Origin of the sequence: Enterococcus sp. C65, assembly GCF_040887165.1 — a bacterium.
GTDB classification, from domain to species: Bacteria; Bacillota; Bacilli; order Lactobacillales; family Enterococcaceae; genus Enterococcus_B; species Enterococcus_B hirae.
In genome coordinates, this window is the sequence record NZ_JBFOFG010000003.1 from 257,571 (window position 1) to 282,712 (window position 25,142).

Annotated in this window: 23 protein-coding genes; 18 read left to right on the top strand and 5 right to left on the bottom strand. The window is 37.1% G+C overall.

Annotation, left to right across the window (positions count from 1 at the left end; all coding sequences use genetic code 11):
- The first annotated feature begins 203 nt into the window (after nt 1–203).
- The 18 genes from AB3I12_RS04810 to holA all read left to right on the top strand — a co-directional run bounded on the left by AB3I12_RS04810 (nt 204) and on the right by holA (nt 20,911).
- A complete protein-coding gene (locus AB3I12_RS04810; protein ID WP_063627020.1) occupies nt 204–479 on the top strand; it encodes a UPF0223 family protein in 276 nt (91 codons plus the stop codon).
- A gap of 4 nt (nt 480–483) precedes the next feature.
- Complete coding sequence (locus AB3I12_RS04815) at nt 484–1,272, top strand: inositol monophosphatase family protein (protein ID WP_231105538.1); 789 nt, start codon at nt 484–486, stop codon at nt 1,270–1,272.
- Between the two features lie 151 nt (nt 1,273–1,423).
- On the top strand, nt 1,424–3,253 hold the full coding sequence (gene typA / locus AB3I12_RS04820) for a translational GTPase TypA (RefSeq protein ID WP_368015553.1): 1,830 nt from the start codon (nt 1,424–1,426) through the stop codon (nt 3,251–3,253).
- A 721-nt stretch (nt 3,254–3,974) separates the two neighbouring features.
- Nucleotides 3,975–5,726: a DNA helicase RecQ gene (recQ, locus tag AB3I12_RS04825; protein ID WP_063627024.1), complete on the top strand. Its 1,752-nt coding sequence runs from the start codon at nt 3,975–3,977 to the stop codon at nt 5,724–5,726.
- A 162-nt stretch (nt 5,727–5,888) separates the two neighbouring features.
- Nucleotides 5,889–6,191: a DUF1507 family protein gene (locus AB3I12_RS04830; protein WP_010719354.1), complete on the top strand. Its 303-nt coding sequence runs from the start codon at nt 5,889–5,891 to the stop codon at nt 6,189–6,191.
- A gap of 2 nt (nt 6,192–6,193) precedes the next feature.
- Nucleotides 6,194–7,360 carry an FtsW/RodA/SpoVE family cell cycle protein gene (locus tag AB3I12_RS04835; RefSeq protein ID WP_063627026.1) on the top strand — a complete coding sequence of 389 codons (1,167 nt, stop codon included), beginning with the start codon at nt 6,194–6,196 and terminating at the stop codon, nt 7,358–7,360.
- Between the two features lie 20 nt (nt 7,361–7,380).
- Entirely contained in the window at nt 7,381–10,809 is a 3,429-nt protein-coding gene (locus AB3I12_RS04840; RefSeq protein ID WP_010737454.1) for a pyruvate carboxylase, read from the top strand.
- Nucleotides 10,810–10,822: 13 nt separating this feature from the next.
- A complete protein-coding gene (locus AB3I12_RS04845) occupies nt 10,823–11,950 on the top strand; it encodes a CAP-associated domain-containing protein (RefSeq protein ID WP_368015554.1) in 1,128 nt (375 codons plus the stop codon).
- Nucleotides 11,937–12,365, top strand: coding sequence for a YlbF family regulator (locus tag AB3I12_RS04850; protein ID WP_010737456.1), 429 nt, complete (start codon nt 11,937–11,939; stop codon nt 12,363–12,365). Before AB3I12_RS04845 ends, AB3I12_RS04850 begins: the two co-directional genes overlap by 14 nt.
- Nucleotides 12,358–12,699 (top strand): YlbG family protein, encoded by a 342-nt coding sequence (locus tag AB3I12_RS04855; RefSeq protein WP_010719349.1) that lies wholly within the window; start codon nt 12,358–12,360, stop codon nt 12,697–12,699. The genes AB3I12_RS04850 and AB3I12_RS04855 overlap by 8 nt, the downstream gene beginning before the upstream one ends.
- A gap of 122 nt (nt 12,700–12,821) precedes the next feature.
- Entirely contained in the window at nt 12,822–13,403 is a 582-nt protein-coding gene (gene rsmD / locus AB3I12_RS04860; protein ID WP_223603477.1) for a 16S rRNA (guanine(966)-N(2))-methyltransferase RsmD, read from the top strand.
- Nucleotides 13,400–13,891 (top strand): pantetheine-phosphate adenylyltransferase, encoded by a 492-nt coding sequence (gene coaD, locus AB3I12_RS04865; protein ID WP_034700679.1) that lies wholly within the window; start codon nt 13,400–13,402, stop codon nt 13,889–13,891. Before rsmD ends, coaD begins: the two co-directional genes overlap by 4 nt.
- Nucleotides 13,881–14,924 carry a SepM family pheromone-processing serine protease gene (locus AB3I12_RS04870; protein WP_025480486.1) on the top strand — a complete coding sequence of 348 codons (1,044 nt, stop codon included), beginning with the start codon at nt 13,881–13,883 and terminating at the stop codon, nt 14,922–14,924. Before coaD ends, AB3I12_RS04870 begins: the two co-directional genes overlap by 11 nt.
- Before the next feature lie 596 nt (nt 14,925–15,520).
- On the top strand, nt 15,521–15,808 hold the full coding sequence (locus AB3I12_RS04875; RefSeq protein WP_063627029.1) for a hypothetical protein: 288 nt from the start codon (nt 15,521–15,523) through the stop codon (nt 15,806–15,808).
- 563 nt (nt 15,809–16,371) lie between these two features.
- Entirely contained in the window at nt 16,372–17,067 is a 696-nt protein-coding gene (locus tag AB3I12_RS04880) for a helix-hairpin-helix domain-containing protein (RefSeq protein WP_063627032.1), read from the top strand.
- Nucleotides 17,068–17,085: 18 nt separating this feature from the next.
- Nucleotides 17,086–17,568: a ComE operon protein 2 gene (locus AB3I12_RS04885; RefSeq protein ID WP_010719343.1), complete on the top strand. Its 483-nt coding sequence runs from the start codon at nt 17,086–17,088 to the stop codon at nt 17,566–17,568.
- On the top strand, nt 17,561–19,831 hold the full coding sequence (locus tag AB3I12_RS04890) for a DNA internalization-related competence protein ComEC/Rec2 (RefSeq protein ID WP_063627034.1): 2,271 nt from the start codon (nt 17,561–17,563) through the stop codon (nt 19,829–19,831). Before AB3I12_RS04885 ends, AB3I12_RS04890 begins: the two co-directional genes overlap by 8 nt.
- A 36-nt stretch (nt 19,832–19,867) precedes the next feature.
- The gene (gene holA, locus AB3I12_RS04895) at nt 19,868–20,911 is read left to right on the top strand and encodes a DNA polymerase III subunit delta (protein ID WP_034700673.1); all 1,044 of its coding nucleotides are present in this window, start codon (nt 19,868–19,870) and stop codon (nt 20,909–20,911) included.
- Between the two features lie 212 nt (nt 20,912–21,123).
- Here the strand turns inward: holA and rpsT are convergent, their stop codons facing one another.
- The 5 genes from rpsT to AB3I12_RS04920 all read right to left on the bottom strand — a co-directional run bounded on the left by rpsT (nt 21,124) and on the right by AB3I12_RS04920 (nt 25,034).
- Nucleotides 21,124–21,378: a 30S ribosomal protein S20 gene (gene rpsT, locus AB3I12_RS04900; RefSeq protein ID WP_010719340.1), complete on the bottom strand. Its 255-nt coding sequence runs from the start codon at nt 21,376–21,378 to the stop codon at nt 21,124–21,126.
- A 401-nt stretch (nt 21,379–21,779) separates the two neighbouring features.
- Nucleotides 21,780–22,049 carry a hypothetical protein gene (locus AB3I12_RS04905; protein ID WP_005878685.1) on the bottom strand — a complete coding sequence of 90 codons (270 nt, stop codon included), beginning with the start codon at nt 22,047–22,049 and terminating at the stop codon, nt 21,780–21,782.
- Nucleotides 22,050–22,367: 318 nt separating this feature from the next.
- On the bottom strand, nt 22,368–22,499 hold the full coding sequence (locus AB3I12_RS04910; protein ID WP_010719339.1) for a hypothetical protein: 132 nt from the start codon (nt 22,497–22,499) through the stop codon (nt 22,368–22,370).
- Nucleotides 22,500–22,576: 77 nt separating this feature from the next.
- On the bottom strand, nt 22,577–23,032 hold the full coding sequence (locus AB3I12_RS04915) for a DUF441 domain-containing protein (RefSeq protein WP_010719338.1): 456 nt from the start codon (nt 23,030–23,032) through the stop codon (nt 22,577–22,579).
- An 82-nt stretch (nt 23,033–23,114) separates the two neighbouring features.
- On the bottom strand, nt 23,115–25,034 hold the full coding sequence (locus AB3I12_RS04920; RefSeq protein WP_063627036.1) for a heavy metal translocating P-type ATPase: 1,920 nt from the start codon (nt 25,032–25,034) through the stop codon (nt 23,115–23,117).
- Between the last annotated feature and the right edge of the window lie 108 nt (nt 25,035–25,142).

Consider the following 25,142-nt stretch of genomic DNA (forward strand, 5'->3'; position numbering starts at 1 on the left):
TTATTTTCTCTATTTTGTTAGTGACGGTTCTTTGTATGAATGTGTGAATTTTTATAGACTATTACTTATTTTTCTTAGCTAGCGATATAAAATAGTTATTCAACTATAAATTAATTATGTAAACTAGAAAATCGAAACTATTTGGTTATGTACTTATTCTTATGATACACTGATTTTGACTATAGGAAATAGGAGAATGAAGTATGCAAGATTATCAATACCCGCTTGATTTAGATTGGACCACCGAAGAAATGGTCATTGTGATGAAGATGTGGGAGGATTTAGAGTTAGCGAATGAAAAGGGCATCGATAATGCTCGGTTTTTAAAATCATACAAACAATTCAAAACGGTTATTCCATCTATTGGAGAAGAAAAAAAATTAGGAAAAGAATTTGAAAAAGTATCAGGTTATTCATTGTATCGAACAGTTCAAGCAGCAAAAAAGAATCAGAAAAAAATCCTAAAAATGAATGGGTGAGAACATGAATAAACAAGAACTGATCCATCAGATCAAAATTTGGCTTAAAGAAGCAGCTGAGAAAATCCGTAGGGTACAAATCAAGACGTTGAAGGTTGATCAAAAAACCAATCGAAAAGATCTGGTTACCAATATGGATCGTGAAGTCCAAGCTTTTTTGATTGAAAAGATTCAGGCGTATAATCCAGAAGCAAAGATTCTCGCAGAAGAAGAAGGTTACAGTGAGTTAGAAAGCTTTGAAGGGCAAGTATTTGTTATTGATCCAATTGATGGAACCATGAACTTCGTACTTGAACAAGAGAATTTTTGTATTATGTTAGGCGTTTATCAAGATGGTGTTGGACAACTTGGTTTTATTTATGACGTGATGAAAGAAGCGCTGTATTGGGGTGGAAAAGATTTAGGTGTTTATATGAATGACCATCCGTTAACTAAGCCAGAAGACCTTCGTTTAAAAGATGGACTTATTGGTTTGAACGGTTATCTTTTTAGTCATAACCGGTGGAATGTTCGAACGATTGGTGAACAAAGTATGGGTGTTCGTATTTATGGATGTGCAGGACTAGAAATGATTGCACTTTTAAAAGGAAAACATATTGGTTATATTGCAAATTTGAGCCCGTGGGACTATGGCGCAGGGAATGTTTTACTCGCTGAATTTGGAATGAAATATAGCGGTATCTCAGGAGAAAAGCTAAAATTTCGAGGAAGAGAATATTATATTGCGGCTACACCTCAAGCCTATGATGAAATTCGGGCACTTATTGCTGCGGCTGATTCGCTAAATAAGTAAAAAAACCGAAAAATTAAGAAAAATATGGCTAAAATATTAATTTTCTCGAAAAAATGAAAACATTTTACTATATTTCATGAAAAAAGTTTGCTATAATAAACAGTCGAGTAAAATTGCACTGTCATAAAGAACCGAGAAGGAGTTAGTTACATTGAACTATAGAAATGATATCCGTAACGTAGCGATCATCGCCCACGTTGACCACGGAAAAACCACATTGGTTGATGAATTATTGAAACAATCAGATACATTAGACGCACACACACAATTACAAGAACGTGCGATGGATTCAAATGCTTTAGAAAAAGAACGTGGAATCACGATTTTAGCAAAAAATACCGCAGTTGATTATAAAGGGATTCGTGTCAATATCATGGATACACCTGGGCATGCGGACTTTGGTGGCGAAGTTGAACGAATCATGAAAATGGTTGACGGCGTTGTCTTAGTAGTTGATGCTTATGAAGGAACGATGCCACAAACTCGTTTTGTTTTGAAAAAAGCGCTAGAACAACATATTACACCGATCGTAGTTGTGAATAAAATTGATAAACCTTCTGCACGACCTGAGTTTGTTGTTGATGAAGTATTAGAATTATTTATTGAACTAGGTGCAGATGATGATCAATTAGATTTCCCAGTTATCTATGCTTCAGCATTAAACGGAACATCTAGCTTGTCTGATGATCCAGCTGATCAAGAACCAACAATGGCACCGATCTTTGATACAATTGTTGAAAAAATCCCTGCGCCAGTAGACAATAGCGATGAACCATTACAATTCCAAGTATCATTGCTTGATTATAACGACTATGTTGGACGTATCGGGATTGGTCGTGTCTTCCGTGGAACGATCAAAGTAGGGGACCAAGTTGCCTTACTAAAATTAGACGGTTCAGTTAAAAAATTCCGTGTAACTAAATTATTTGGTTTCTTCGGCTTGAAACGTTTAGAAATTGACGAAGCAAAAGCTGGAGATCTAATTGCCGTATCAGGAATGGAAGATATTTTCGTCGGGGAAACAGTGACACCTGTGGACCACCAAGATGCTCTGCCAATTCTACACATTGACGAACCAACACTGCAAATGACTTTCTTAGTGAATAATTCACCATTTGCCGGCCGTGAAGGAAAATATGTCACTGCTCGTAAAATTGAAGAACGCTTGATGGCTGAGTTGCAAACGGATGTTTCATTGCGTGTTGAACCAACAAATTCTCCAGATGCTTGGACTGTTTCTGGTCGTGGAGAACTTCATTTGTCAATCTTGATCGAAAACATGCGTCGTGAAGGTTATGAACTACAAGTATCGCGTCCTGAAGTTATCGAAAAAGAAATTGATGGCGTGAAATGTGAACCTTTTGAACGTGTTCAAATCGACACACCTGAAGAATATATGGGTAGCGTAATCGAATCATTAAGCTTACGTAAAGGTGAAATGCAAGACATGATCCATACTGGTAATGGACAAATCCGTCTAACATTTTTAACACCAGCTCGTGGCTTGATCGGTTATTCAACTGAATTCCTTTCAATGACTCGTGGCTACGGCATCATGAACCACACATTTGATCAATACCTACCAATGTTACCAGGTCAAATCGGTGGACGACACCAAGGTGCATTAGTATCGATTGATACTGGAAAAGCAACAACTTATTCAATCATGAGTATCGAAGAACGTGGAACTGTTTTTGTTGAACCAGGTACAGAAGTTTATGAAGGCATGATCATTGGCGAAAATAGCCGTGACAATGACTTGACTGTTAACATTACGAAAGTAAAACAAATGACTAACGTTCGTTCTGCTACCAAGGACCAAACATCTGTTATCAAAAAACCAAAACAATTGACGTTAGAAGAATCGTTAGAATTCTTGAATGACGATGAATATTGTGAAGTAACACCGGAAAGTATCCGTTTAAGAAAACAAATCTTAAACAAAAATGCACGTGAAAAAGCTTCTAAAAAGAAAAAATAATCATTTGTTCACCTTGTTGATACAGTGATGTTTAGCTTTGAGAAATAAACCGAAGAAGTCCAAAAATAGGAGTAACTATTTTCGGGCATCTTCGGTTTATTTTTTGTTCAGATGACTGGTAAATCAGCATTAAAGTGGATGAAAAGAAAAATACTGTCTGCAAATTTTGCTTCTCAATTTTTTAGAACGTATTCAATTGTTTGAAATTAAAAGGAGAGAATTGTTTTTCCTTTTTCTAAAATTGTTATCTGTGGAGAAGTTAATAAAAATTAAAAGAAAAATTCAATAAGTACGCTAAAAGTTTATTAAAAGTCTTTTTAAAATCTTTAATTACCTCGGTTTTTGTTTCACGAAAAGCGAAAGTTTCACAAAAAGTATGTTGTACTTGATTGCTTGGAGAAGTAAAATATAATTGACGTATTATAGTTATAGAGCGACAGTTTTTTGACATAAAGCTGAATTTCGTAAATCATGGGGAGCTGTTTCGAGATTATCATCCTTAATGCTCCTGCGATTACTCGGCGCAGTTTTTACTTGGTGAGCGCTCAGGTCAAAGCGCTCTTTTCACAACCTCTTATTCACGGTGTTCAAAGAGCTGACCCTCGGCGATAAGTCAAAAAATCTCAAAACATGGGGAGCTGTTTCAAGATTTTCATCCTTAACGCTCAGGTCAAAGCGCTCTTTTCACAACCTCTTAAATCAACTAAAAAGTAGGGATAAAATGAATGATATATTAAAACAATACTTTGGTTATGAAGTATTTCGCCCTGGACAAAAAGAAATTATCCAAAAGGTACTTGGTCATGAAGACGTCCTAGGGATCATGCCTACAGGAAGTGGGAAGTCCATTTGTTATCAATTGCCAGCATTGATGCTGGATGGCTTGACTGTGGTCATTTCTCCTTTGATCTCTCTGATGAAAGATCAAGTAGATGCTGCCAATCAGTTAGGCATTTCAGCGACATTTATCAATAGTTCATTGGATAGTTATGAGACTGCTTCTCGGTTTCGATTACTCGAACAGCAACAAATCCAATTATTATATGTTGCGCCAGAACGGTTTATCATGCCAGATTTTATCCAATCAATGAAACGTTGGCACGTGCAACTGATAGCGATTGATGAAGCGCATTGTATCTCACAATGGGGACATGATTTTCGTCCAAGCTATCTTCATATGGCAGAAACATTAAGCACGTTTGATCAACGACCGGTCATTGTGGCATTGACTGCTACTGCAACAAAGCAAGTAGCAGAAGATATTAAAAGACTTTTAAAGATACCAATGGATAATCATATTCAAACGGGTTATGCACGAGAAAATCTACGTTTACAAGTAGTAAAAGATCAAAAAAAAGAGCAGTACTTAATTGAGTATCTGCGTATCAATAAAAAGCAATCAGGGATCATTTATGCCGCTACCCGCAAAGAAGTTGATCGAATCTATCATTTGTTAAAGAAATTTGATTTCAGTGTTGGCAGATATCATGGTGGGATGAGTGAAAGCCAACGAACAGAAATCCAAGAAGACTTTTTATATGACCGTACAGAATTATTAGTTGCAACGAATGCTTTTGGCATGGGGATCAATAAGAGTAACATCCGCTTCGTCATTCACTATCAGATTCCTGGTTCTTTAGAAGCTTACTATCAGGAGGCGGGACGAGCAGGTCGTGATGGGCTCTTAAGTGAGGCTGTCTTGTTGTTTGCTCCCCAAGATATACAGGTCCAAAAATTTTTTATCCAACAATCTCAACGAGAAGAGTCACAAAAACAAAAAGAATACGAAAAATTAAAAGCAATGACGGAATACGTCTACATCGAATCCTGTCTGCAACAATATATTCTTACTTATTTTGGCGAAAAAAGTATCCCATGTGGAAGATGTGGTAACTGTTTAGATGAACGTGAACTAGTCGATGTAACGACTGAAACACAGATGGTGTTGTCTTGCTTGAAACGCATGGGTGAAAATTATGGGAAACAATTGTTGATGAAGGTATTAGCTGGTTCGAAAGAACAAAAAGTCAAGATGCTAGGTTTTCAAGCGTTATCAACTTACGGCTTATTAAAAAAATGGGCACAAAAAGATATTCTTCAGTTGATCGAGTATCTTATTTCTGGTGGTTATCTGTATTCAATGAACGGTGAATACCCCACGTTGAAAGTAACGGAACTAGGAATCGAAGTGTTAAAAGGGAAACAAAAAGTATTTAAAAAAGAAGCTGAAAAAGTCCAACAACTTTCTGATGAAGAAGCTGACACCTTATTTGAAACGCTAAGAGAGTTACGAACTGACTTAGCTTCTGAAGCAGGCGTGCCGCCTTATGTGGTTTTTTCAGATGCGACTTTAAAAGAAATGAGTCGACAACGTCCAAAAGATCGACTTTCTTTATTGCAGATAAAAGGGGTAGGACAAAGCAAGTTAGACAAATACGGGGACGCTTTTTTAGCACTGATACTTTCTAGTTAAGTAGTGTATCGTTTGTAAAATTAGTGCATCTATTGTTTTTGCTCATGATAGGCTAGCAAATAGTAAAAAAAGAAGAAAATCCCTGAGCGAAAACTGGGATTTTTCCCCGTTAGAATTTTAAGTATGTTATAATAAATAAACTTAGAATGGGGGTAGGCTTAGATGGATTCTCTATCAAATGAATTTGCAGTTCAAGTGCTTAAAGATGAATCAGAACGAATCAAACGCTTGATCAAAAATCAAAAAAATAGCCTGTGTATCTCACAATGTAAGGCATTTGAAGAAGTAGTAGATACGCAAATGTATGGCTTCTCACAACAAGTCGGATTTGCCGTTCGTGTAGGCATCATCGATAAAACGGAAGGTCAATTGTTGCTGAGTGAGCTAGAGCGTGAACTGAACCGATTATATAGTGAGGTTTACCAAGAAAATTACGATAAAAAAGAAATTGGCAAGGAGGAGTAAACTTGCCTAAGAAAGTAAAAAAAAGGCATTTATTAAACTATAGTATTTTGATTCCTTACTTGATTCTATGTATTTTAGGTTTAATCATGGTCTATAGTTCATCATCTTATTTATTGCTAGAAAATGGAAGCAGTCCTTCCGCCTCTTTTTTTAACCAAAGTTTGTTTTGGGGCGTTAGCTTAGTAGCTATTGGACTTTTATATAAAATGAAAACATCCGTATTAAAAAATCAACGACTGATTATGGCAGCTATTGCTGTACTGACAATCTTGCTATTGATCGTTTTATTCTTCGGGAAAGAGATCAATGGAGCGAAAGGATGGCTTCAAATCGCTGGATTCTCTCTCCAGCCAGCTGAATACTTAAAGATCATTGTGATTTGGTACTTAGCATTAACGTTATCTAAAAGACAAAGAAGCGTTCAAAAAGATTTTGTTTCTACTGTTAAAAGACCGTTACTGTTAGTGTTGGCACTAACAGCGCTAGTTGCTATTTTACCCGATTTTGGTAATGCAACTGTCATTTTTTTAATTATCTTAGTCTTACTTTTGGCTAGTGGTATCAACTACGTTTATACGTTGATCGTTGGGGTCGGTGGGGTTGGCTTGAGTGCTTTTGCAATCTGGCTAATCAATATCACCCACGGGAAAATATTTCCCGGACGTTTACAATATATCTATAACCGATTTGCCATTTATCAAAATCCTTTTTCTGACGAGTTGAACAAAGGTCATCAATTAGCTAATGGTTATTATGCGATGTTCAATGGAGGGCTTTTTGGTCGAGGTCTGGGAAATAGTATCCAGAAAAAAGGTTTTTTAAATGAAGCGCAGACGGACTTTATTTATGCCATTGTGGTAGAAGAGTTAGGCGTGATCATGGGGATCTTGATTCTTGCTTTACTGTTTTTCATGATTGTTCGGATCTTTTTGGTGGGGATTCGCTCAAAAGATCCATTTAATTCTCTATTATGTATTGGGATTGGTGCCATGTTCATGATCCAAATATTTATCAATTTGGGAGGGATAACCGGCGTTATTCCGTTAACTGGGATCACTTTCCCATTTTTGAGTCAGGGAGGATCTAGTTTATTGATGTTATCCATTTGTGTTGGCTTCGTCTTGAATATCAGTGCAGATGAAAAACGAAAAAGTTTAGGTTTATACTAAAAAGATGTAGGAGTGGTTTGATGGAAAAAGTTTTAGTTGCTAACAGAGGAGAAATTGCTGTACGAGTGTTTCGAGCATGTACAGAATTAGGAATTAAAACTGTAGGTATCTACGCAAAAGAAGATGAGTATTCCGTGCACCGGTTTAAAGCAGATGAAGCATATCTAGTTGGCGAAGGGAAAAAACCGATTGACGCTTACTTAGATATTGAAGGGATTATTGCCATTGCGAAAGCCTGTGGAGCGGATGCGATCCATCCAGGCTATGGGTTGTTATCTGAAAATCTAAGTTTTGCAAAACGATGCAAGGAAGAAGGCATCACTTTTGTAGGACCAGACTTACATCATTTGGATATCTTTGGTGACAAGATCAAAGCAAAAGCAGCAGCTATCGCAGCTGGAATTGCTTCGATTCCTGGGACTGATGGACCGATTGAAAAGGTCGAAGATGCTTTGTCTTTTGCTGAAACGTACGGTTATCCGATCATGATTAAAGCCGCTCTAGGTGGTGGGGGACGAGGAATGCGTGTCGCCCATGATGAAAAAAGCGCTCGAGAAGGCTATGATCGTGCGAAAAGTGAAGCAAAAGCGGCTTTTGGCAGCGATGAAGTGTATGTTGAAAAATATATTGCAAATCCTAAACACATCGAAGTCCAAATTTTGGGCGATAAACATGGAAATGTGATCCATTTATTTGAAAGAGACTGCTCTGTACAAAGACGTCACCAAAAGGTAGTAGAGGTAGCACCTTGTGTCTCCATGTCGACTGAACAACGCGAACGCATCTGTCAAGCAGCCGTTCAATTAATGAAACACGTTGGTTACGTCAATGCTGGGACGGTTGAATTTTTAGTTGAAGGAAATGACTTTTATTTTATCGAAGTCAATCCTCGAGTCCAAGTGGAACATACGATTACAGAGATGATTACCGATGTGGACATCGTGACTACTCAATTATTGATTGCCCAAGGGAAAGATTTACACAGTGAAATTGGTCTGCCGCAACAAGCAGATATCAAACTAAATGGTTCTGCGATTCAATGTCGGATCACTACAGAAGACCCGTTGAATCATTTTCTTCCTGATACAGGGAAAATCGATACTTACCGTTCACCTGGTGGTTTCGGAGTGCGTTTAGATGTCGGTAATGCTTATGCAGGATATGTGGTTACCCCATACTTTGATTCACTTTTAGTCAAAGTTTGTACGCATGCGGCAGATTTTGATACGGCAATCCAAAAAATGGAACGTTGCTTAAAAGAATTTCGGATTCGTGGAGTCAAAACCAATATCCCATTTATGTTGAATGTGATTTCCCATCCTGAATTTCAATCGGGAAACGCTAAAACGACATTTATCGATAATACAAAAGAATTGTTTGAGTTCCCTCGTTTACGCGACCGTGGAAATAAAACAATGAAATACATCGGTGAAATTACCGTGAATGGCTTCCCGGGAATCAAAAATGGTGAAAAACCATTTTATGAATCTCCTCGGGTACCGAAAGATTTGATTAAACGCCCAGATTATCTGACAGCAAAAAATGTTTTAGATTCTGATGGTTCGGATGCGTTAGTCCAATGGATCAAATCGCAAGAAAACTTGTTATTGACTGATACGACATTTAGAGATGCTCATCAAAGCTTATTAGCAACTCGTGTTCGTACGAAAGACTTTAAAGAGATTGCTCAATTGACCGGTGAAGGATTACCTGAACTATTCTCAAGTGAGATGTGGGGAGGAGCAACCTTTGACGTCGCTTATCGCTTCTTGAATGAAGATCCTTGGCAAAGATTAAGAAAGATCCGAGCATTGATGCCAAATACGCTGTTACAAATGTTGTTCAGAGGTTCAAATGCAGTCGGTTATTCCAATTATCCGGATAACGTCTTAGTAGAATTTGTGAAAGAAGCAGCGGCTCAAGGAATTGATGTGTTTCGAATCTTTGACAGTTTGAACTGGGTACCGCAAATGGAAAAAAGTATCCAAGCGGTTCGAGACACAGGTAAGATTGCAGAAGCTGCGATCTGCTATACCGGAGATATCAATGATCCTAGTCGTGCAAAATATAATGTCCAATATTACAAGGACATGGCGAAAGAACTAGAACAACTTGGTGCGCATATCATTGCGATCAAAGATATGGCTGGCTTGCTGAAACCACAAGCTGCTTATCGCTTGATCAGTGAATTAAAAGAGACTACTGATCTGCCAATCCACCTTCATACACATGATACGAGTGGAAATGGAATCATTACCTATTCTGCAGCTTCGAAGGCTGGGGTAGATATCGTTGATGTGGCGATGAGTGCGATGAGTGGGAATACAAGTCAACCAAGTATGAGCAGTTTGTATTATGCTTTGGTCAACGGTCCACGGTTGCCAGAGATCAATATTCAAAATGCACAACAATTGAATCATTACTGGGAAGATGTCCGTATGTATTACAAACCATTTGAGAACGGTTTGAATGCACCAGAAACAGAAGTATATATGCATGAAATGCCTGGTGGACAATACTCTAATCTCCAACAACAAGCCAAAGCAGTTGGTTTAGGAAATAAATGGGATGACATCAAACAGATGTACCATACAGTGAACCTGATGTTTGGTGATATCGTGAAAGTTACCCCTTCATCAAAAGTTGTAGGAGACATGGCCTTGTTCATGGTTCAAAATGATTTAACGGAGGAAGATATCTATGAAAAAGGTGAAACATTGAGTTTCCCAGAGTCTGTGATTACTTTCTTCCAAGGAGAGCTAGGACAACCGGTTGGAGGATTCCCGGAAAAATTACAAAAGATCATCCTTAAAGGACGAGAAGCGATTACTGAACGTCCTGGAGCTTTAGCTAAACCAGTTGATTTCCAACAAGTCAAAGCAGAATTAGCTGAAAAAATCGGCTATGAACCTAAACAAGAAGAAGTGCTGAGCTACTTGATGTATCCGCAAGTCTTTTTAGATTATCAAGCGGCCTATAATCAATTTGGTGATGTGACATTACTTGATACACCAACATTCTTCCAAGGGATTCGCTTAGGAGAAACGGTGAATGTTCAGATTGAAAAAGGCAAGATTTTGATTATTCGCTTGGATGAAATCGGCGAACCAGATATTGAAGGAAATCGTGTCTTATTCTTTAACTTGAATGGCCAACGTCGTGAAATTACAGTGAACGACCATTCGATCATCAGTACTGTACAAACACGTGTGAAAGCTGAACCAACAAATCGTGAACATATCGGTGCAACGATGTCTGGTTCTGTATTAGATGTATTAGTCAAAAAAGGGGATCATGTTAAAAAAGGCGATACATTGATGATCACGGAAGCAATGAAAATGGAAACGGCAATTGAAGCTCGTTTTGATGGTGAAATTGCGCATGTCTATGTAACAGATGGCGATGCGATCGCTTCTGGTGATTTATTGATTGAAGTAACTGAAAAATAAAGGTGGGAAAAAGATGAAACGGCTAGGGTTATTTGGTGCGATATTGTTATCAGTGATCATTGCATTTTACATGCAGCCGGTGTTGTTTCCTCCTAAACTTGAAGTAAAAAAAAACTCAGAGCAAATCACTCAAAATCAAATGACTACGTGGAAATACCAGAAGTTGGAAACATCTGGCTTTTCCACGTATGTTGGTCAATCAGTTGATGAATTAGAGCAACGTTTTGGTGATCCCTATGAACGCTTGACGAGTGGGTTTGGTTTTGAAACAAGATATTACCATGATCAAATCAATCACTTATCCTTTGAAGCGAATATCACAAAAGATAAAGTTTCCACGATTAAAGTATTAAATACGGACAACTCAACGATTACTCCTTTTTACTTAGGGATGACAATGCAAGATCTAACTGAGATCACCACGATCTATACGAATTTTAATTTTCAATACAATGGAACAGATGTCGGGATCGAATTGATGGAAGAAGATATGAATTATCGACCGTTGATTGCGTTTGATAATGATACGTTTGCTATTTTATTCTTCGACCAAAGTAGTAATGGACTGTTTTCGATCGTTTATTTGGATAAAGCTAGTTTGTTGAAACTTCATCCCTATCAAGTATTTGGTTCAGACTTACCGCAATATAAAATAGACGATCAAGTAGATTGGGCTGAAATCAATCAAGCAAAAGAAGGTCATAGTGTTCGATTGTTGAATCAGTTAAGGCAATTGGATCGCTTACCACTTTATAAGCAGACGACCGGTTTTTCTACTCAAACGAAATTGCTTTTAAGTGATTATCTTAATAGACCAGAAGATATTTTGACGAAAGAACGATTAGCAGAATGGCAACAAATAGCGGGTAGTACAAACGCAACTGCTAAGTTTTCATTGACTACTGATGAAATTGATTCGTTAGTCGCAAAAAGAAAGCTTCCCCAATCGACCGGTGTCTTTACACATCCAGTGATTGATCCAACGTTTACATTTTTATTTTTGTATAGTGATCCGTACTATCACGACCGCTTTTTAGTTAACACTTCCGATCTATTAGGAATTGCTTTTTCAAAAGAAAATATGTTAGTCTTAATGCAAGAAGAAGGTAAGGAGAGTACCGATAGCAGTGATAATCAATGAGGAATTATTTGCCTTAGAAGATCAATGTCAGAGCTTATCCGATTGTATCAAAAAAAGCGAGACGATGAAAAAATATTTAAAAGCTAAAAAAGTGATGGAACAATCAGCGGATGTCAATTTATTGATTAATGATTTCTCAATAAAAAAAGAACAGTTTGAAAAAGTTGTTCCTTATCAAAAATATGCACCAGAATTTCGAGAGAAGCAAAGAGCTGTTCGGTTAGCCAAACGTCAACTTGATTTGCATGAAAAAGTAGCGGATTTTCGTTGTATGGAAACACAATTGCAAGATCTATTGGATAAAATTAGCCAGCAGTTAGCAGAAACGGTATCGTTGACGATTAAAATTGATGCGGGAAATCCTTTTTTTGAACAAAAGGGGCGTAGTGGATGTGGAGGTAACTGTCATGAATGATGAAAAAAATGAATTTCAACTAACGAAACGACGTGGGTTGATTGTCTGGGTATACAGTTTGAAACAATTAAAAAATTTGAAGAAATTTGGATTGCTTCATTACGTTTCACGTAAAATGAAATATGTCGTATTGTATTTGAATGAAGACACATTTGAGCAAACTGCAGAACGAATCAACAAACTTCATTTTGTTCGCAAAGTTGAACGCTCTTATCGTCCAGACGTCGAAATGAACTTTGCTGATAAGATTGGTACGAAGCAACCAGTCAAAGAAGAAGGTTTTGAGATTGAGGAGATCAACACTAAGATTCGTTTAGCAGACCATGTCTTTTAAACCTGTTTTGTGTAAATCATTCATCTCTTAAATAAAAAAGATAAAAATAACTTGAGAAAGCATGAAATTAATGGCGATCCAAGTTTTTTTATCTTTTTTTTTGGTATACTAGTAACAGCACGATTTTTAAAAGGAGTGAGTCAATGCGAGTCATATCAGGAACATATGGTGGACGACGCTTAAAGAGTTTAGCAGGGGCTAATACACGTCCCACCACAGATAAAGTGAAAGAATCGATCTTCAATATGATCGGTCCTTACTTCGACGGAGAAACAGTCTTAGACCTATTTTCTGGTAGTGGCGGGTTAGCTATCGAAGCAGTTTCTCGTGGCTGTGGGCATGCCTTTTGTGTAGACAAAAATTACCAAGCGCTAAAAATAATCCAAGAAAACATTAAAGTAACAAAAGAGCCAGAAAAATTCACCACGTTAAAACTTGATGCGGACAAAGCCATCGAAAAGCTGGCAAATGATCAGCAAAAATTTGATTATTTATTTCTTGACCCACCATATGCCAAACAAAAAATTCTTGACCAAATAATCAAAATGACGGAGCTGGACCTTTTTAATGATTCGGCAGTTATTGTATGTGAAACTGATAAAACAGTGGAATTACCAGAAAAGATTGCTGATTTTACGCAAATCAGAAAACAAACGTATGGTATTTCAACTGTGACTATCTACAGAAAAGAGGAAGACCTATGAAAAAAGCCTTGTTTCCAGGCAGCTTTGATCCGTTCACGAATGGGCATTTAGATATGGTCGAACGAGCAGCAAAAATGTTTGATGAGGTCATCATTGGGGTATTTGTGAATACGTCAAAAAAACATCTATTTACCGTTGATGAAAAAGTTACATTGATTACTCAAGCTGTTCGTCATCTTCCGAATGTTAAAGTGTACCACCAGGAAAATCAATTAACAGTCGAGATTGCGAATGAATTAGCTGTTCAAACCATCATTCGTGGTATCCGTAGTGTAAAGGATTTTGAATATGAACGGGATATTGCTCAAATGAACCATCATTTAAATCAAGAAATCGAGACGGTCTTTTTATTGGCTAAACAAGAATATAGTCACGTTAGTTCTAGTTTATTAAAAGAAGTCTTACACTTTGGGGGAGATGTCAGTGACTATCTTCCATCAGTAATCAACGAAGCGTTAGCTGGAAAGCGTGAAAATGATGGACTTTAAAAGATGGTTAAAGACAATTCTTGTCATTTTTTTAGGGATATTTATTATTGGGTTCGTGGTAATTCCACTTCCTTTTTATGTGGAAGCACCAGGAGCAACCATCAATTTGAAAGAGCTGATTACCGTCAATGGGAAAAAGGACAAAGATTCAGGTTCCTTTTCATTAACTTCAGTGGGCATCCGTCGAGCAACTGGTTTTACAGCAGTCAAAGCCAAGCTAGCACCGTTTGAAGATTTGATTAGCGCTGAGGAGTTGACTGGCGGGGCGACTAGCGAAGAATACAATCAAATCCAACAATATTATATGGAGTCTTCCCAAAATGCAGCGATTGAGCAAGCACTAAAATTGGCAGGGCGCTCTTACCAGATGGAATTTAAAGGTGTCTATGTCATGAGTGTCGAGAAGAATTCCAATTTCTATGGAAAATTAGCAGTTGGTGATACAGTCACAAAAGTTGATGGACAAACCTTTAAAAGTGCAGAAGCATTTATGAAGTATGTCAAAAGTAAAAAAGTCGGCGATACGGTCACGATCACCTATCTCCGAGATGGCAAAGAAAACGAAACTTCAGGTAAATTGATCGAACTGCCAACGGATAATAAAGCAGGGATTGGGATTACTTTAACCGATCATACGAGTATCAAGTCGGATACAGATGTAATGATTAATTCAGGATCAATCGGAGGGCCGTCTGCTGGTTTGATGTTTACCCTGGAAATCTATGAACAATTGACCGGTAAAAATCTTCGTCAAGGGAAAGAAATTGCTGGTACTGGAACGATCAATAGCGACGGTGAAGTTGGGCGAATTGGTGGTATTGATAAAAAAGTGGCTAGTGCAGACAAAGCTGGCGTTGAAATATTCTTTGCACCGGATGATCCAATCTCAGATGAAATCAAGAAGAAACATCCAGAAATCAAAACCAATTACGAAGAAGCCAAAGCTGCTGCGAAAGAATTGAACTCTTCAATGAAAATTGTACCAGTGAAAACCGTCCAAGATGCCCTTGATTATTTAGAAAAGATGAACTAAAGATTCATTATAAATCGTTTTGTTTCAACAACATTTTTTTATCGTTGTTCATGAAACGGTTTTTGAACGAATAAATAGACAGACAAAATTTCCTTTAAGATTGATGTTTTCAATGACTCAGCCTTAGCGGAAAGCTTGTCTGTCTCTTTTTTATAGAGAAACTAAAATGAATAGAAACTAGCCATGAAGGGATCTATGTGTATGAGGTAAGCTTTTTATATTCGTTTGATCAGTAAAGGTAAAGTTATTTTTAACTGCGTCAGTTGATAAAGAGTTTAAACTTATTATGGAAAAATTTTTGGTGAAATGAAAAAATAGGAAATAAAGTGAAGATGTATGATATAATCGAAGGACAGAAAAATGAATACAGTAAGATGATCAGATCGTTCTAAGTCAGTGTTTTTTTACTGATTCCCTAGTAAAAACTACGTTGGCACACAGCTTTTAATTTTTACATTTATCCGATTCATTGGGTATTCTGAAAATAGAGGAAAGAGCTGGAGAATTTTATTCTTGAAATCTATTTAAAACCAACTACCACTTTTATTTTGTGATCAAGTCCTGTTTGTTTTTCTAAATTTACTTGGAGAGGATTAATGATGAGAAAAAAAGCGATTCTAATTATAATGATTCAATTAGTGATTTATGTTAGCTCAATCATAGGTGCGTTTATGAATAGAGGAGTTATTACAAATTGGCCTTTTTTACTTTTGTTATTCGGAATATGTATCGGTAATTTTGTGCCAATCGAGTATCGGACTAGTTTCAATTCTACTGATCCTGGGATTATTCTAAAAAATCATACAAGACGGTTAGAAAACATTATTTACATGATCGTTACATGTCTCGTAATCGTACTAGTTACCTATCTGGATATGGTATAACGACTAGTTTAGACAATGGAATATTTTGTCCGTAAAAAAATATCTTATAAAATCTATGTAAACTAGCTCACGATTATTCATGAGGAAAAGCGAGTCTTTGACATATTTAGGATAGTTGAACACTTGGAAAGTTGATGTAGTTGAGGCATTGCTCTTTGGCATAGTGAGAATAATTGTACATAGCCGCTAGAGAGACAGTGGCAAAGATATCGGATTTAGGATTACTTAGGTCGGGTACATGCTCAAAAAAATCAAGGAAGAGCTTCGCTAAGAGTGTGAACTTGAAACTATTTTTCAAAAACGGATAGAAAAATAGATAAACATCAAAGTCAGTAAAAGTGATTTTGATGGTTTTTGCTAGGTAATGAAAAGAGAAATATAGACCCTATGTCAACGCCTATTCCTGAAATGTTTAAAGGTATGAAAGATTCATTTTTCATAAAAATAATTGTCCCAAAAGTAGGTTTATTTTCATGTAGAAAAATGGTTTGACGTATTTAATCATGAAGAGAAAAAACTTCTTCATAATTTAATGAAAGGAAACCAATCGGAAAATTGTCACAATGAGCGAAGAATGGAAAAACAAACGAAAGCGTTTCTATAGTTCCAACTTTTCTTCACCAAAATTTGTGATCGGAGGGATCTTTGGCGTCATAGGAGTCATCATCCTTGGTGGAATGATGGTTCATTTTTTCAGTCAATCAAGTAAAAAGGATCAACTATTTTTGACAAACCAATCGATTGAAGCTCCGGAAAAGAACAGTTCTGAAACGAAACCAATTGATGAAACGGTGAGTACATCGACTAGGTCAGTGATTTATGTCGATGTGAAAGGAGCGGTGAAACAACCTGGAATGTACGCTTTTGTGGCAGAAGATCGGGTATTTGATGTTATTCAAAAAGCAGGTGGGCTGACGGAATCAGCTGACGAGAAACAGATCAACTTTGCAGCAAAAATAACGGATCAACAAATGCTGTACGTTCCTGAAGTAGGCGAAGAAATTCCAGAAAGCTCAAATGCTAGTCTAGCGACGGTAGATTCAGCGGACACAAACCCAGATCGAGTGCATCTTAATACCGCTAATCTTTCGCAATTGCAACAAATACCGGGGATCGGTGAAAAAAAAGCCCGAGAAATTATTCAGTATAGACAAGATAATGGATCGTTCAAAAGTATTGACGAGCTTCAAGAAATAGACGGAATTGGTCAGAAGACAGTTGAAAAAATCAAAAACTTCGTTACAATTACTATAGAATAAACGATAGAGGTGGCTAATATGAGCAATGAACGGATTCCTTGGGACCAATATTTTATGGCTCAAGCAGTATTATTATCATTGAGAAGTACTTGTACACGATTAGAAGTCGGCGCAACTTTAGTAAGAGAAAAACGGATCATTGCTGGAGGCTACAATGGCGCTGTTAGTGGGGATGTTCATTGCATTGATGAAGGCTGTTATATCGTCGATGGTCATTGCTTGCGAACGATCCATGCGGAAATGAATGCTTTATTACAATGTGCAAAACTAGGCATACCTACGGAGGGCGCAGAGATTTACGTGACTCATTTCCCTTGTTTAGCTTGTACAAAAGCCTTATTACAAGCAGGAATCAAAAAAATCAACTATTTACATGATTATCGAAATGATCCGTATGCACAATCATTGATCGAACAATTAGGTGCAACTGTTCATCAAGTATCATTGGATTCTACTCACTTTTCTAAACTCCAAAAAGAATTATCAGGAGAACATGTTTAGTAGATTTTGTGATCAAACACAGAATCGATTCATTTTTCCAGCGATTTCTTCGATTTTTATTTGTTTGTTTTATTATACAGACAGATGGCATTATCGTTTGATTTTCGCTGGATTTTTTTTGTTTTTTTTACGGAAAGAAAATAAACAAATTATTGGTTTAAGTCTCATTTGTAGTACGCTGGTTTTATTTTCTTGCTGGCTTAAAGAAACAAAACCAATCGATGATCAAAGGACGTTGGAACGTATCATGGTCGCCTCAGACACAGTGAAAATGAATGGAGATTTAGTGACTTTTATTGGGCACACAACGGACAAGCAAAAGATTTCTTGCAGCTATTATGCCAAATCTGAACAAGAAAGAAATTCTTTTCTTGTTCTTAGACATGAAGCGATTGAATTAATTGTAGTCGGGGATTACCAAGAAACTTCCAAACAAAGGAATCCTTATGGGTTTGATCAAAAAAAGTATGACCAAATACATCGGATCAAAGGACGCTTTCAGATACGCCAGATCAAAGAACATTTAAATCGTAATGCTTGGCAGAATATGCTGAGCAGAACACGAGGAAGGTTTATTACGTTTATTCAAGAACACTTTAGTCACAAGGTGAGTGTCTATATGAATGCTTTGATCTTTGGCTATAAAGATAGTCAGTTTTTAGCATCAGAAGACACATATAAAGAAACTGGCTTACTTCATTTATTCAGTTTGTCAGGCATGCACATCCAAACTTACTTAGGTTGGCTCTATTATCTGTTTCGCAGAGGAGGGATGACATTAACTGCTAGTTATCTCCCACTAGCTGGGGGGACTTTGGGGTATTTTAGCTTATCTGGGGGCTCTGTGTCAGTGAAAAGAGCGGGGCTGTCATTCTTATTGAAATTAGGACTAAAACTCCTCAATGTCAAATTTTCTTCTTTCGATCATTATTCGATTATTTTATGGATACTTTTGCTGATCGAGCCGCTTTGTCTTTTCCAAGTAGAGGGCCAGCTAAGTTTAGGAATGAGCTTCTTCTTTCTTTTGTTGTCTCGCCCAACCACTAAGTTTCAAAAGTTCACTACTATCGTGTTATTTAGTATCGGCATCATGCCACTGACAGCTTGGCATTTTTATGAGTGGCCACTATTAGGGAGTATGTTGACTCTTCTTTTTGCTCCTGTTTTTAAGAAAGTATTTCTTCCTTGTTTGACGTTTTTATTTGTTTTTGGCAGGGTATTACCTCCAAGTGTTAGCGAGTTGCTTAATTCTTTTTTAGTCCATTTCGAGAGCTTACTAGATTCGTTGAGATTTGCCAATCTAGTGATTGGGCGACCGAATGGCTGGTTGTTAATATTTAGTTTAGGCTTTCTTTTATGGCTTATAGAGAAAAAGCAACATGAACCATTTCAATGCGTGACAGCTGCACTCCTTGTGCCCATTATTCTCATTTTTGGTCGTTTTCTTCAATTCGGAAGTAGTATCACTTTCAACGACGTAGGGCAAGGAGACAGTATTCTTTTTAAAGCGCCGTTTTTAAAAGAAATCGTTATGATTGATACTGGTGGAAAATTGGGTTTTCAAAAAGAAGCTTGGCAAGAGCGAAGGGTTAGACCACCTGCAGAGTTCAATCTTGTCCCATTTTTAAAAGGAAATGGCATCCGACACATCAATAAACTGATATTGACGCATGACGATATCGATCATGTGGGAGAAATTACGACATTAGCAAAACATTTCAAGATCGATACGATTTATATTGGTTGGGGAGCTGGCAAAAGTACCTGGCTCCATACGCAGTTGCAGAAATTGGAAAAAGCAGGAACTACTATTTGTGAAGTCAGGCAGGGTGATTGGATCAAAGGTTATTTTGATTTTTTTGTGTTGTCTCCGATTACCCAGGGGAAGGGGGAGAATGAAGATTCAATTGGCTTGTCAGTGACTCATCAATCCTGTCGTTTTCTCTTTTTAGGTGATTTAGATCAGCATGCAGAAGAAAAGATCGGAAACGCTTATCCAGATTTAAAAGCGGATGTGATCAAATTAGGACATCATGGCAGCCGCACATCTAGTCATCCACAGTTCATTTCGCAATTAGAAGCAACCTATGGTGTTTTATCCTGTGGCGTGAATAATTTATTTGGTCATCCTCATGAAGACGTACTAGCGACGTTAAAGCAGAATAAAGTCACTCCTTTGCGTACCGACCGTCAAGGCGCAATTACTTTTAAATGGCATCCCTTTTGGTATCCAGAGGGGAAGATCCACACAATGATAGACTAGCAATTCCCAGCTACTCATGGTAGGATAAATTTGAAAGTGGTGAACGAAATGAGTATTCAAGCAGATTTACAAAAAATCCGTAAAGAAAAGCTTGCGCCTTGTTATTTGATTCTAGGTACTGAAAAATATTTACAGGATCAGGTAAGAGCAGAAATCCAGAAAAAAATTCAAATCGATAGTCAAGATGACTTGAATTTCTTAAGTTTTGATATGGGGAATGCTAGTATTGATGAGGTGGTTGCTGAGGCAGAGACTTTGCCATTTTTTGGTGATCAACGCCTAGTATTTGTAGAAAATCCCTACTTTTTAACAGCTGAAAAAGTGAATAATGGGATTGAACAAAATACGGATCTACTGATTGATTATTTAAAAGAACCTTTAGAATCAACAGTTTTAGTGTTTTTTGCTCCCTATGAGAAATTAGATGAGCGAAAAAAAGTAACGAAACAATTAAAAAAAGCTGCTGTGACCATCAATGTTCAGCAATTGAATGAAAAAGAAGTACGTCAGTATTTATTGAATACACTGGAAAATGCACCGTTTCAAATGGACCGTAAAGCGATTGATCTGTTTTTAAGGTTAACGGATCTCGATCTATCAAAAATGATGAGGGAATTGAATAAATTACTATTGTATGGGCAACAACAAGAACTGATCACTGTTAAAGAAGTGGAACAGTTAGTCCCTAAAACCTTGGAACATAATCTTTTTGATATGACACAATATATTCTTTCCGGGAAAACAGAACAAGCGCTGCGGTTGTTTGAAGACTTAATTACCCAAGGAGAAGAAACCATTAAGATCAATGCCATCTTGCTTTCACAAATACGTTTGTTTTTACAGACCAAGTTTTTGATGAAAATCGGTTATCAGCAGGCTAATATTGCTGAGACTTTAAAGATACATCCTTACCGTGTAAAATTGGCGATGCAAGAGGTACGTAAATTTGATGAAAAGATCCTAAGGCGTTTATTTGACGATCTGGTTGAAATGGATTACCAAATCAAAAGTGGTAAAATCGAAAAAGAATTAAGCTTTCAATTATTTGTCTTACGAACAGGTCAGCTTTTGAAGAGTTAAAAAGAAGAGAAAAACAATCGAAATAAATCCAAAAAGAACGCTTGAAACGATGATGTTTTGAGCGTTTTTTAGACATCAATTGTTTTAGAGTAGGAAGTGCTGAGTCAGCCGCAGCTGGTTTACTAATAAAAAGAATGGAAAGAAACCCAACAGAAGGGAGATCGAATAGACTGTTTGAGACAAAATAAAAAAACCGGCCGTAGCCGATTTCCTTATTTAGCGATTTTTTTGCTTAAACGAGATTTGTCGCGGTTAGCTTTGTTTTTATGAATTAGACCTTTTGTTTCAGCCATATCAATAGCTTTAACAGCTTCTTTATATAACGCATCTACGTTTTCAGCACCTGAAGCTACAGCATCTTCAAATTTTTTGATTGCAGTACGCATAGCGCTTGTTTGAGATGAATTTTTAACGTTCGCATTTTCGCTTGTACGAACACGTTTGATTGCAGATTCAATGTTTGGCATTAGTTTCACCTCCGATAAATTAAGTTCTTACGCGTGTTACCGCATAATTCAACATTCATTATTATACCTAAATGAAGTAATCTTTGCAATATGAACATGACAAGTTTTTTTCCTTAACACTAAAAGAAACTTAATTCTAGGCTCTACTAGCATTGAAAGAGAAGGAAAATGGGCAAATAAAAAACGCTATTGTGGGAGACAATAGCGTTCAACCAAAGCAGATAAATTTATCTTTTTAAACAAAATTTGAATGGGACTGTTTGGTACTCGAACATTATATAACAAAGCGAACCGTTTGCAAAGCTTTTTTTGAAAAGGGATACGTTCCTTGTAGACTAAGCAATCATAACGATACCATTCTTTAGTTATTTTATAACCGTTAACCGTTGGTGTGTCTAAATTTATTCCGGAGTCCCAATAATTTTAATGTATTCATCAATATTTTTGATCATCATTTTTTTGATGACTAATTGATTGCGGCGGTTCCATTTTCCACTGACTTCTAATACATATTTATTTAAAGGGAGCCGAAGAATATATTTTGCCAAGTAACGATCTTTCAACAGACCGTTGATGACACGATCTTCCAGTTGAAGATTTAAGCCAGTCAACATCATAGGTTGTTCTTGTAAGACATACGTATCAATTAAAAGACCTTCAAAGGTTTCCATGAGCGTTTTCCTTTCTATATATAAAGCATAATAGCGAATGATTAAAAATATAAGTGATGCTATCTTGTGTTCTAGTATAACAAAAAATGAAAGGAGGAGCCAAAAAGAAATGAGGATTATTTAATAATATTTTAGGAAACATAAAAGGAGGTAAGTGGTGTAGGGGTAAGAGGAAGAGGTAGGAACATTAAAAACATACTTGATGAAACTCACGCAACTTTTATCAAGTAGATTCCATAAGTAAAGATAAATGAAAAAACAATAAACCCGATAGATAAAGTTTGTTTACTCCATCTATCGGGTTTACTTTTTTCACGATCAATTAAAGTAGGTATTGAACACATTTTGGATCAGATCTGGAAATAAAAGATAAGCTAGTCCTAAAATCAATACGATCGCTAATAAAAACCAACCAACCGTGCCGATAAAGTATTTTAATTTTTCTAACATGTGATCACCTCGGAATAAGTATATCACGAACGATTCGATTCAGAGGACTCAAAACACTTTATCTGTGATCGATTTTTTCATTTACTTAAAGAAAATAATTGCAAGAGACAATAGGTAATACCAGAAGCAATGACTGGACCAGCAGCGATCCCTTTTAAGAAAACGACTCCGAGAATTGTTCCAAAAACCAATGCAACAGTAATCTGCGGGTCTGAAGCAATCAAACCGACTCCTTTGGAAGAAAGGACGGCTACTAGACCACCACAAAACACAGCAATCCAACCGATGGGTGATTTAAAGGCATCTAGTAAATCTTTTAAGCCAATCTCGCCAGTAGCGATTGGAACTAAAATAGCAGCTGTGATGATGGTGACTCCTAGATTAATTCCTTTGCCTTGAAGCCAAGTAAGAAACACTTTCGATGTCGGTATCAATTTGACTAGTAATATAAAACCTGTAGCGATGATCAAGCTTTGATTTTTAGCAAGCAGGGCAACAAGCATGATCAATCCAAGAAAAATCCAACTTTCCATAAAAAAAGAACCTCACTTTCCTGCCATCAATCATATCATTTTTTCAACGGTTACAAAAGTGAGGTTCATCAGAGTGGAAAAACTAGATAGAGTGGTGATTCGGCTGTAAGGGACAGCCAGTGCAACGTGATTTTTTGGAAGTATCTTCAGGTAAGGGTTTCAATAAACGTAACCCATTTAAGATAACCAAGATCGTGCTTCCTTCATGACCAATCACGCCAAGAGGTAAATTTAAAAATTGCAGAAAGTTAGAAAGGATCAGTAAACAAATCACTGTAAGAGAAAAAATAATATTTTGCTTAATGATTTTCTTCATTCTTAGTGAAAGACGGTGGGCATAACTTAATTTTTGCAAGTCATTTTTTACCAAGACGATATCAGCAATTTCCATAGCGACATCCGTTCCTTGTCCCATGGCTACTCCTAGTGAAGCAGTTGCAAGAGCTGGGGCATCATTGACACCATCACCAACCATTGCTGTGACAGCATACTTTTCTTTTTGCTGTTGTGCATAGTGTGTTTTATCCGATGGCGTGCAGTCAGCCAGTAAGTGTTGAACACCAATTTTCTCTGCAATAGCTGCAGCAGTCCCTTGGTTATCTCCAGTGATCATGCTGGTATCAATTTGCTGGTTATTGAAATAGTCAATGACTTGTTGGGCATTTTCTTTCGGCACATCTAATAAGCCGATGAGTGCTATCAATTGATTGTCTTTGGTTAAAACAATCACTGTCTTTCCCTGTTGTTCGAGTAAATGAATTTTATCAAGAAGTTCTTTTTCAGCTATCGACGTTTTTTCTGGTTCCCATTTACCTACAATCCACTGAGCTTCTTGGTAAACTGTTCGTAAACCAAACCCCGTGATTTCTTCGATTGGTAATTTTTGGATGTCTTTTGGTATAGCAATGTCAAAATGTGTTACGATTGCTTGAGCTAAGGGGTGCGTTGTTTTTTGTTCCATTGAAACTAAGATTTGTTGCGCCAGATTCTGATCTTTTACAAAATAGCTATCAGTTACTATCGGTTTACCTTTCGTTAAAGTTCCGGTTTTATCAAAGGCAATTGCTTTTAAATCAGCTAATTGTTCTAAATGGAGTCCACCTTTGATCAGCATACCGTTGCGGGCAGCGTTAGAAAGGGCTGCTAGTGTTGCAGGTGTCGCAGAGGCAACCAACGCACAAGGAGAGGCGACAACCAGTAAAACCATTCCCCGATAAAAACTTTCTTGAAAACTCCAGCCAAAAATGAAATATGAAACAAGAATCATTAATGGAACAACGACTAACACACCTTTAACGTAGGTATTTTCAATACGAGAGATAAAAGAAGCGGTCTTTGTAGGGGTGCTTTGTGCTTTTTCAACCAGCTGGATGATTTTAGCGAAAACGGTCTCATCACTTTTTTTAGTCACCTGTAGGATCAAAGGATTCCCTCGATTGATCGTTCCTGCAAATAACTCATCATGAGGAACTTTTTCAACTGGTACAGATTCACCACTCAATGTTGCTTCATCAACCGTTGCTTGTTGACTTTCTAAATAGCCGTCAATTGGGATCGTTCCACCTTTTGGGACAAATACCCGATCATTGATCTTAAGATCAGTTACAGCTATTTCTTCTAATTCTTCGTTTGCAGTTAAACGTTGTGCTTTTCGTGGCTGTAGATTCATTAAAGCGGTAATTTCTTGCTGACTTTTACTGGTCGTATATTCTTCGAGAGCGCCACTTAAACAGAAAATAAACGTAAGCATCGCACCTTCTAAAAAATCACCGATTAAACAAGCGCCAATTGCTGCCAAGGCCATCAATAAGTCAACATTCAATGTGTTTTCCTGCCAGAGTTCGGTCAACCCTTCACGAGTCTGCTTGAAACCACCGAATGAGATGGCTCCTAAATAAAAGATGATACTTAGAAAAGGCACAAAAGATTGAGTAGCCAAACCTAAAATTATAAGTAATAAACAACCGATTGTCGGGATAAATGTCTGTATTAAACGAGTCATATTTGTTTCCTCCTTTACAAAATCAATATACCACACGAAAATTCTAATTGATAATAAAAATCGCTAAATGAGAACGATAATAGTTATCATTTAGAATAACGCGTTTTT

Excerpts from the sequence above, each read along its gene's own strand:
- recQ (WP_063627024.1), top strand. The coding sequence starts at position 3,975 with ATGAATGATATATTAAAACAATACTTTGGTTATGAAGTATTTCGCCCT.
- AB3I12_RS04915 (WP_010719338.1), bottom strand. The coding sequence starts at position 23,032 with ATGGAAAGTTGGATTTTTCTTGGATTGATCATGCTTGTTGCCCTGCTT.
- AB3I12_RS04875 (WP_063627029.1), top strand. The coding sequence starts at position 15,521 with ATGATGAGAAAAAAAGCGATTCTAATTATAATGATTCAATTAGTGATT.
- AB3I12_RS04870 (WP_025480486.1), top strand. The coding sequence starts at position 13,881 with ATGGACTTTAAAAGATGGTTAAAGACAATTCTTGTCATTTTTTTAGGG.
- AB3I12_RS04830 (WP_010719354.1), top strand. The coding sequence starts at position 5,889 with ATGGATTCTCTATCAAATGAATTTGCAGTTCAAGTGCTTAAAGATGAA.
- AB3I12_RS04910 (WP_010719339.1), bottom strand. The coding sequence starts at position 22,499 with ATGTTAGAAAAATTAAAATACTTTATCGGCACGGTTGGTTGGTTTTTA.
- rpsT (WP_010719340.1), bottom strand. The coding sequence starts at position 21,378 with ATGCCAAACATTGAATCTGCAATCAAACGTGTTCGTACAAGCGAAAAT.
- AB3I12_RS04890 (WP_063627034.1), top strand. The coding sequence starts at position 17,561 with ATGTTTAGTAGATTTTGTGATCAAACACAGAATCGATTCATTTTTCCA.
- AB3I12_RS04810 (WP_063627020.1), top strand. The coding sequence starts at position 204 with ATGCAAGATTATCAATACCCGCTTGATTTAGATTGGACCACCGAAGAA.
- coaD (WP_034700679.1), top strand. The coding sequence starts at position 13,400 with ATGAAAAAAGCCTTGTTTCCAGGCAGCTTTGATCCGTTCACGAATGGG.
- AB3I12_RS04920 (WP_063627036.1), bottom strand. The coding sequence starts at position 25,034 with ATGACTCGTTTAATACAGACATTTATCCCGACAATCGGTTGTTTATTA.
- AB3I12_RS04885 (WP_010719343.1), top strand. The coding sequence starts at position 17,086 with ATGAGCAATGAACGGATTCCTTGGGACCAATATTTTATGGCTCAAGCA.
- AB3I12_RS04845 (WP_368015554.1), top strand. The coding sequence starts at position 10,823 with ATGAAACGGCTAGGGTTATTTGGTGCGATATTGTTATCAGTGATCATT.
- AB3I12_RS04905 (WP_005878685.1), bottom strand. The coding sequence starts at position 22,049 with ATGGAAACCTTTGAAGGTCTTTTAATTGATACGTATGTCTTACAAGAA.
- AB3I12_RS04880 (WP_063627032.1), top strand. The coding sequence starts at position 16,372 with ATGAGCGAAGAATGGAAAAACAAACGAAAGCGTTTCTATAGTTCCAAC.
- AB3I12_RS04815 (WP_231105538.1), top strand. The coding sequence starts at position 484 with ATGAATAAACAAGAACTGATCCATCAGATCAAAATTTGGCTTAAAGAA.
- AB3I12_RS04840 (WP_010737454.1), top strand. The coding sequence starts at position 7,381 with ATGGAAAAAGTTTTAGTTGCTAACAGAGGAGAAATTGCTGTACGAGTG.
- AB3I12_RS04855 (WP_010719349.1), top strand. The coding sequence starts at position 12,358 with ATGAATGATGAAAAAAATGAATTTCAACTAACGAAACGACGTGGGTTG.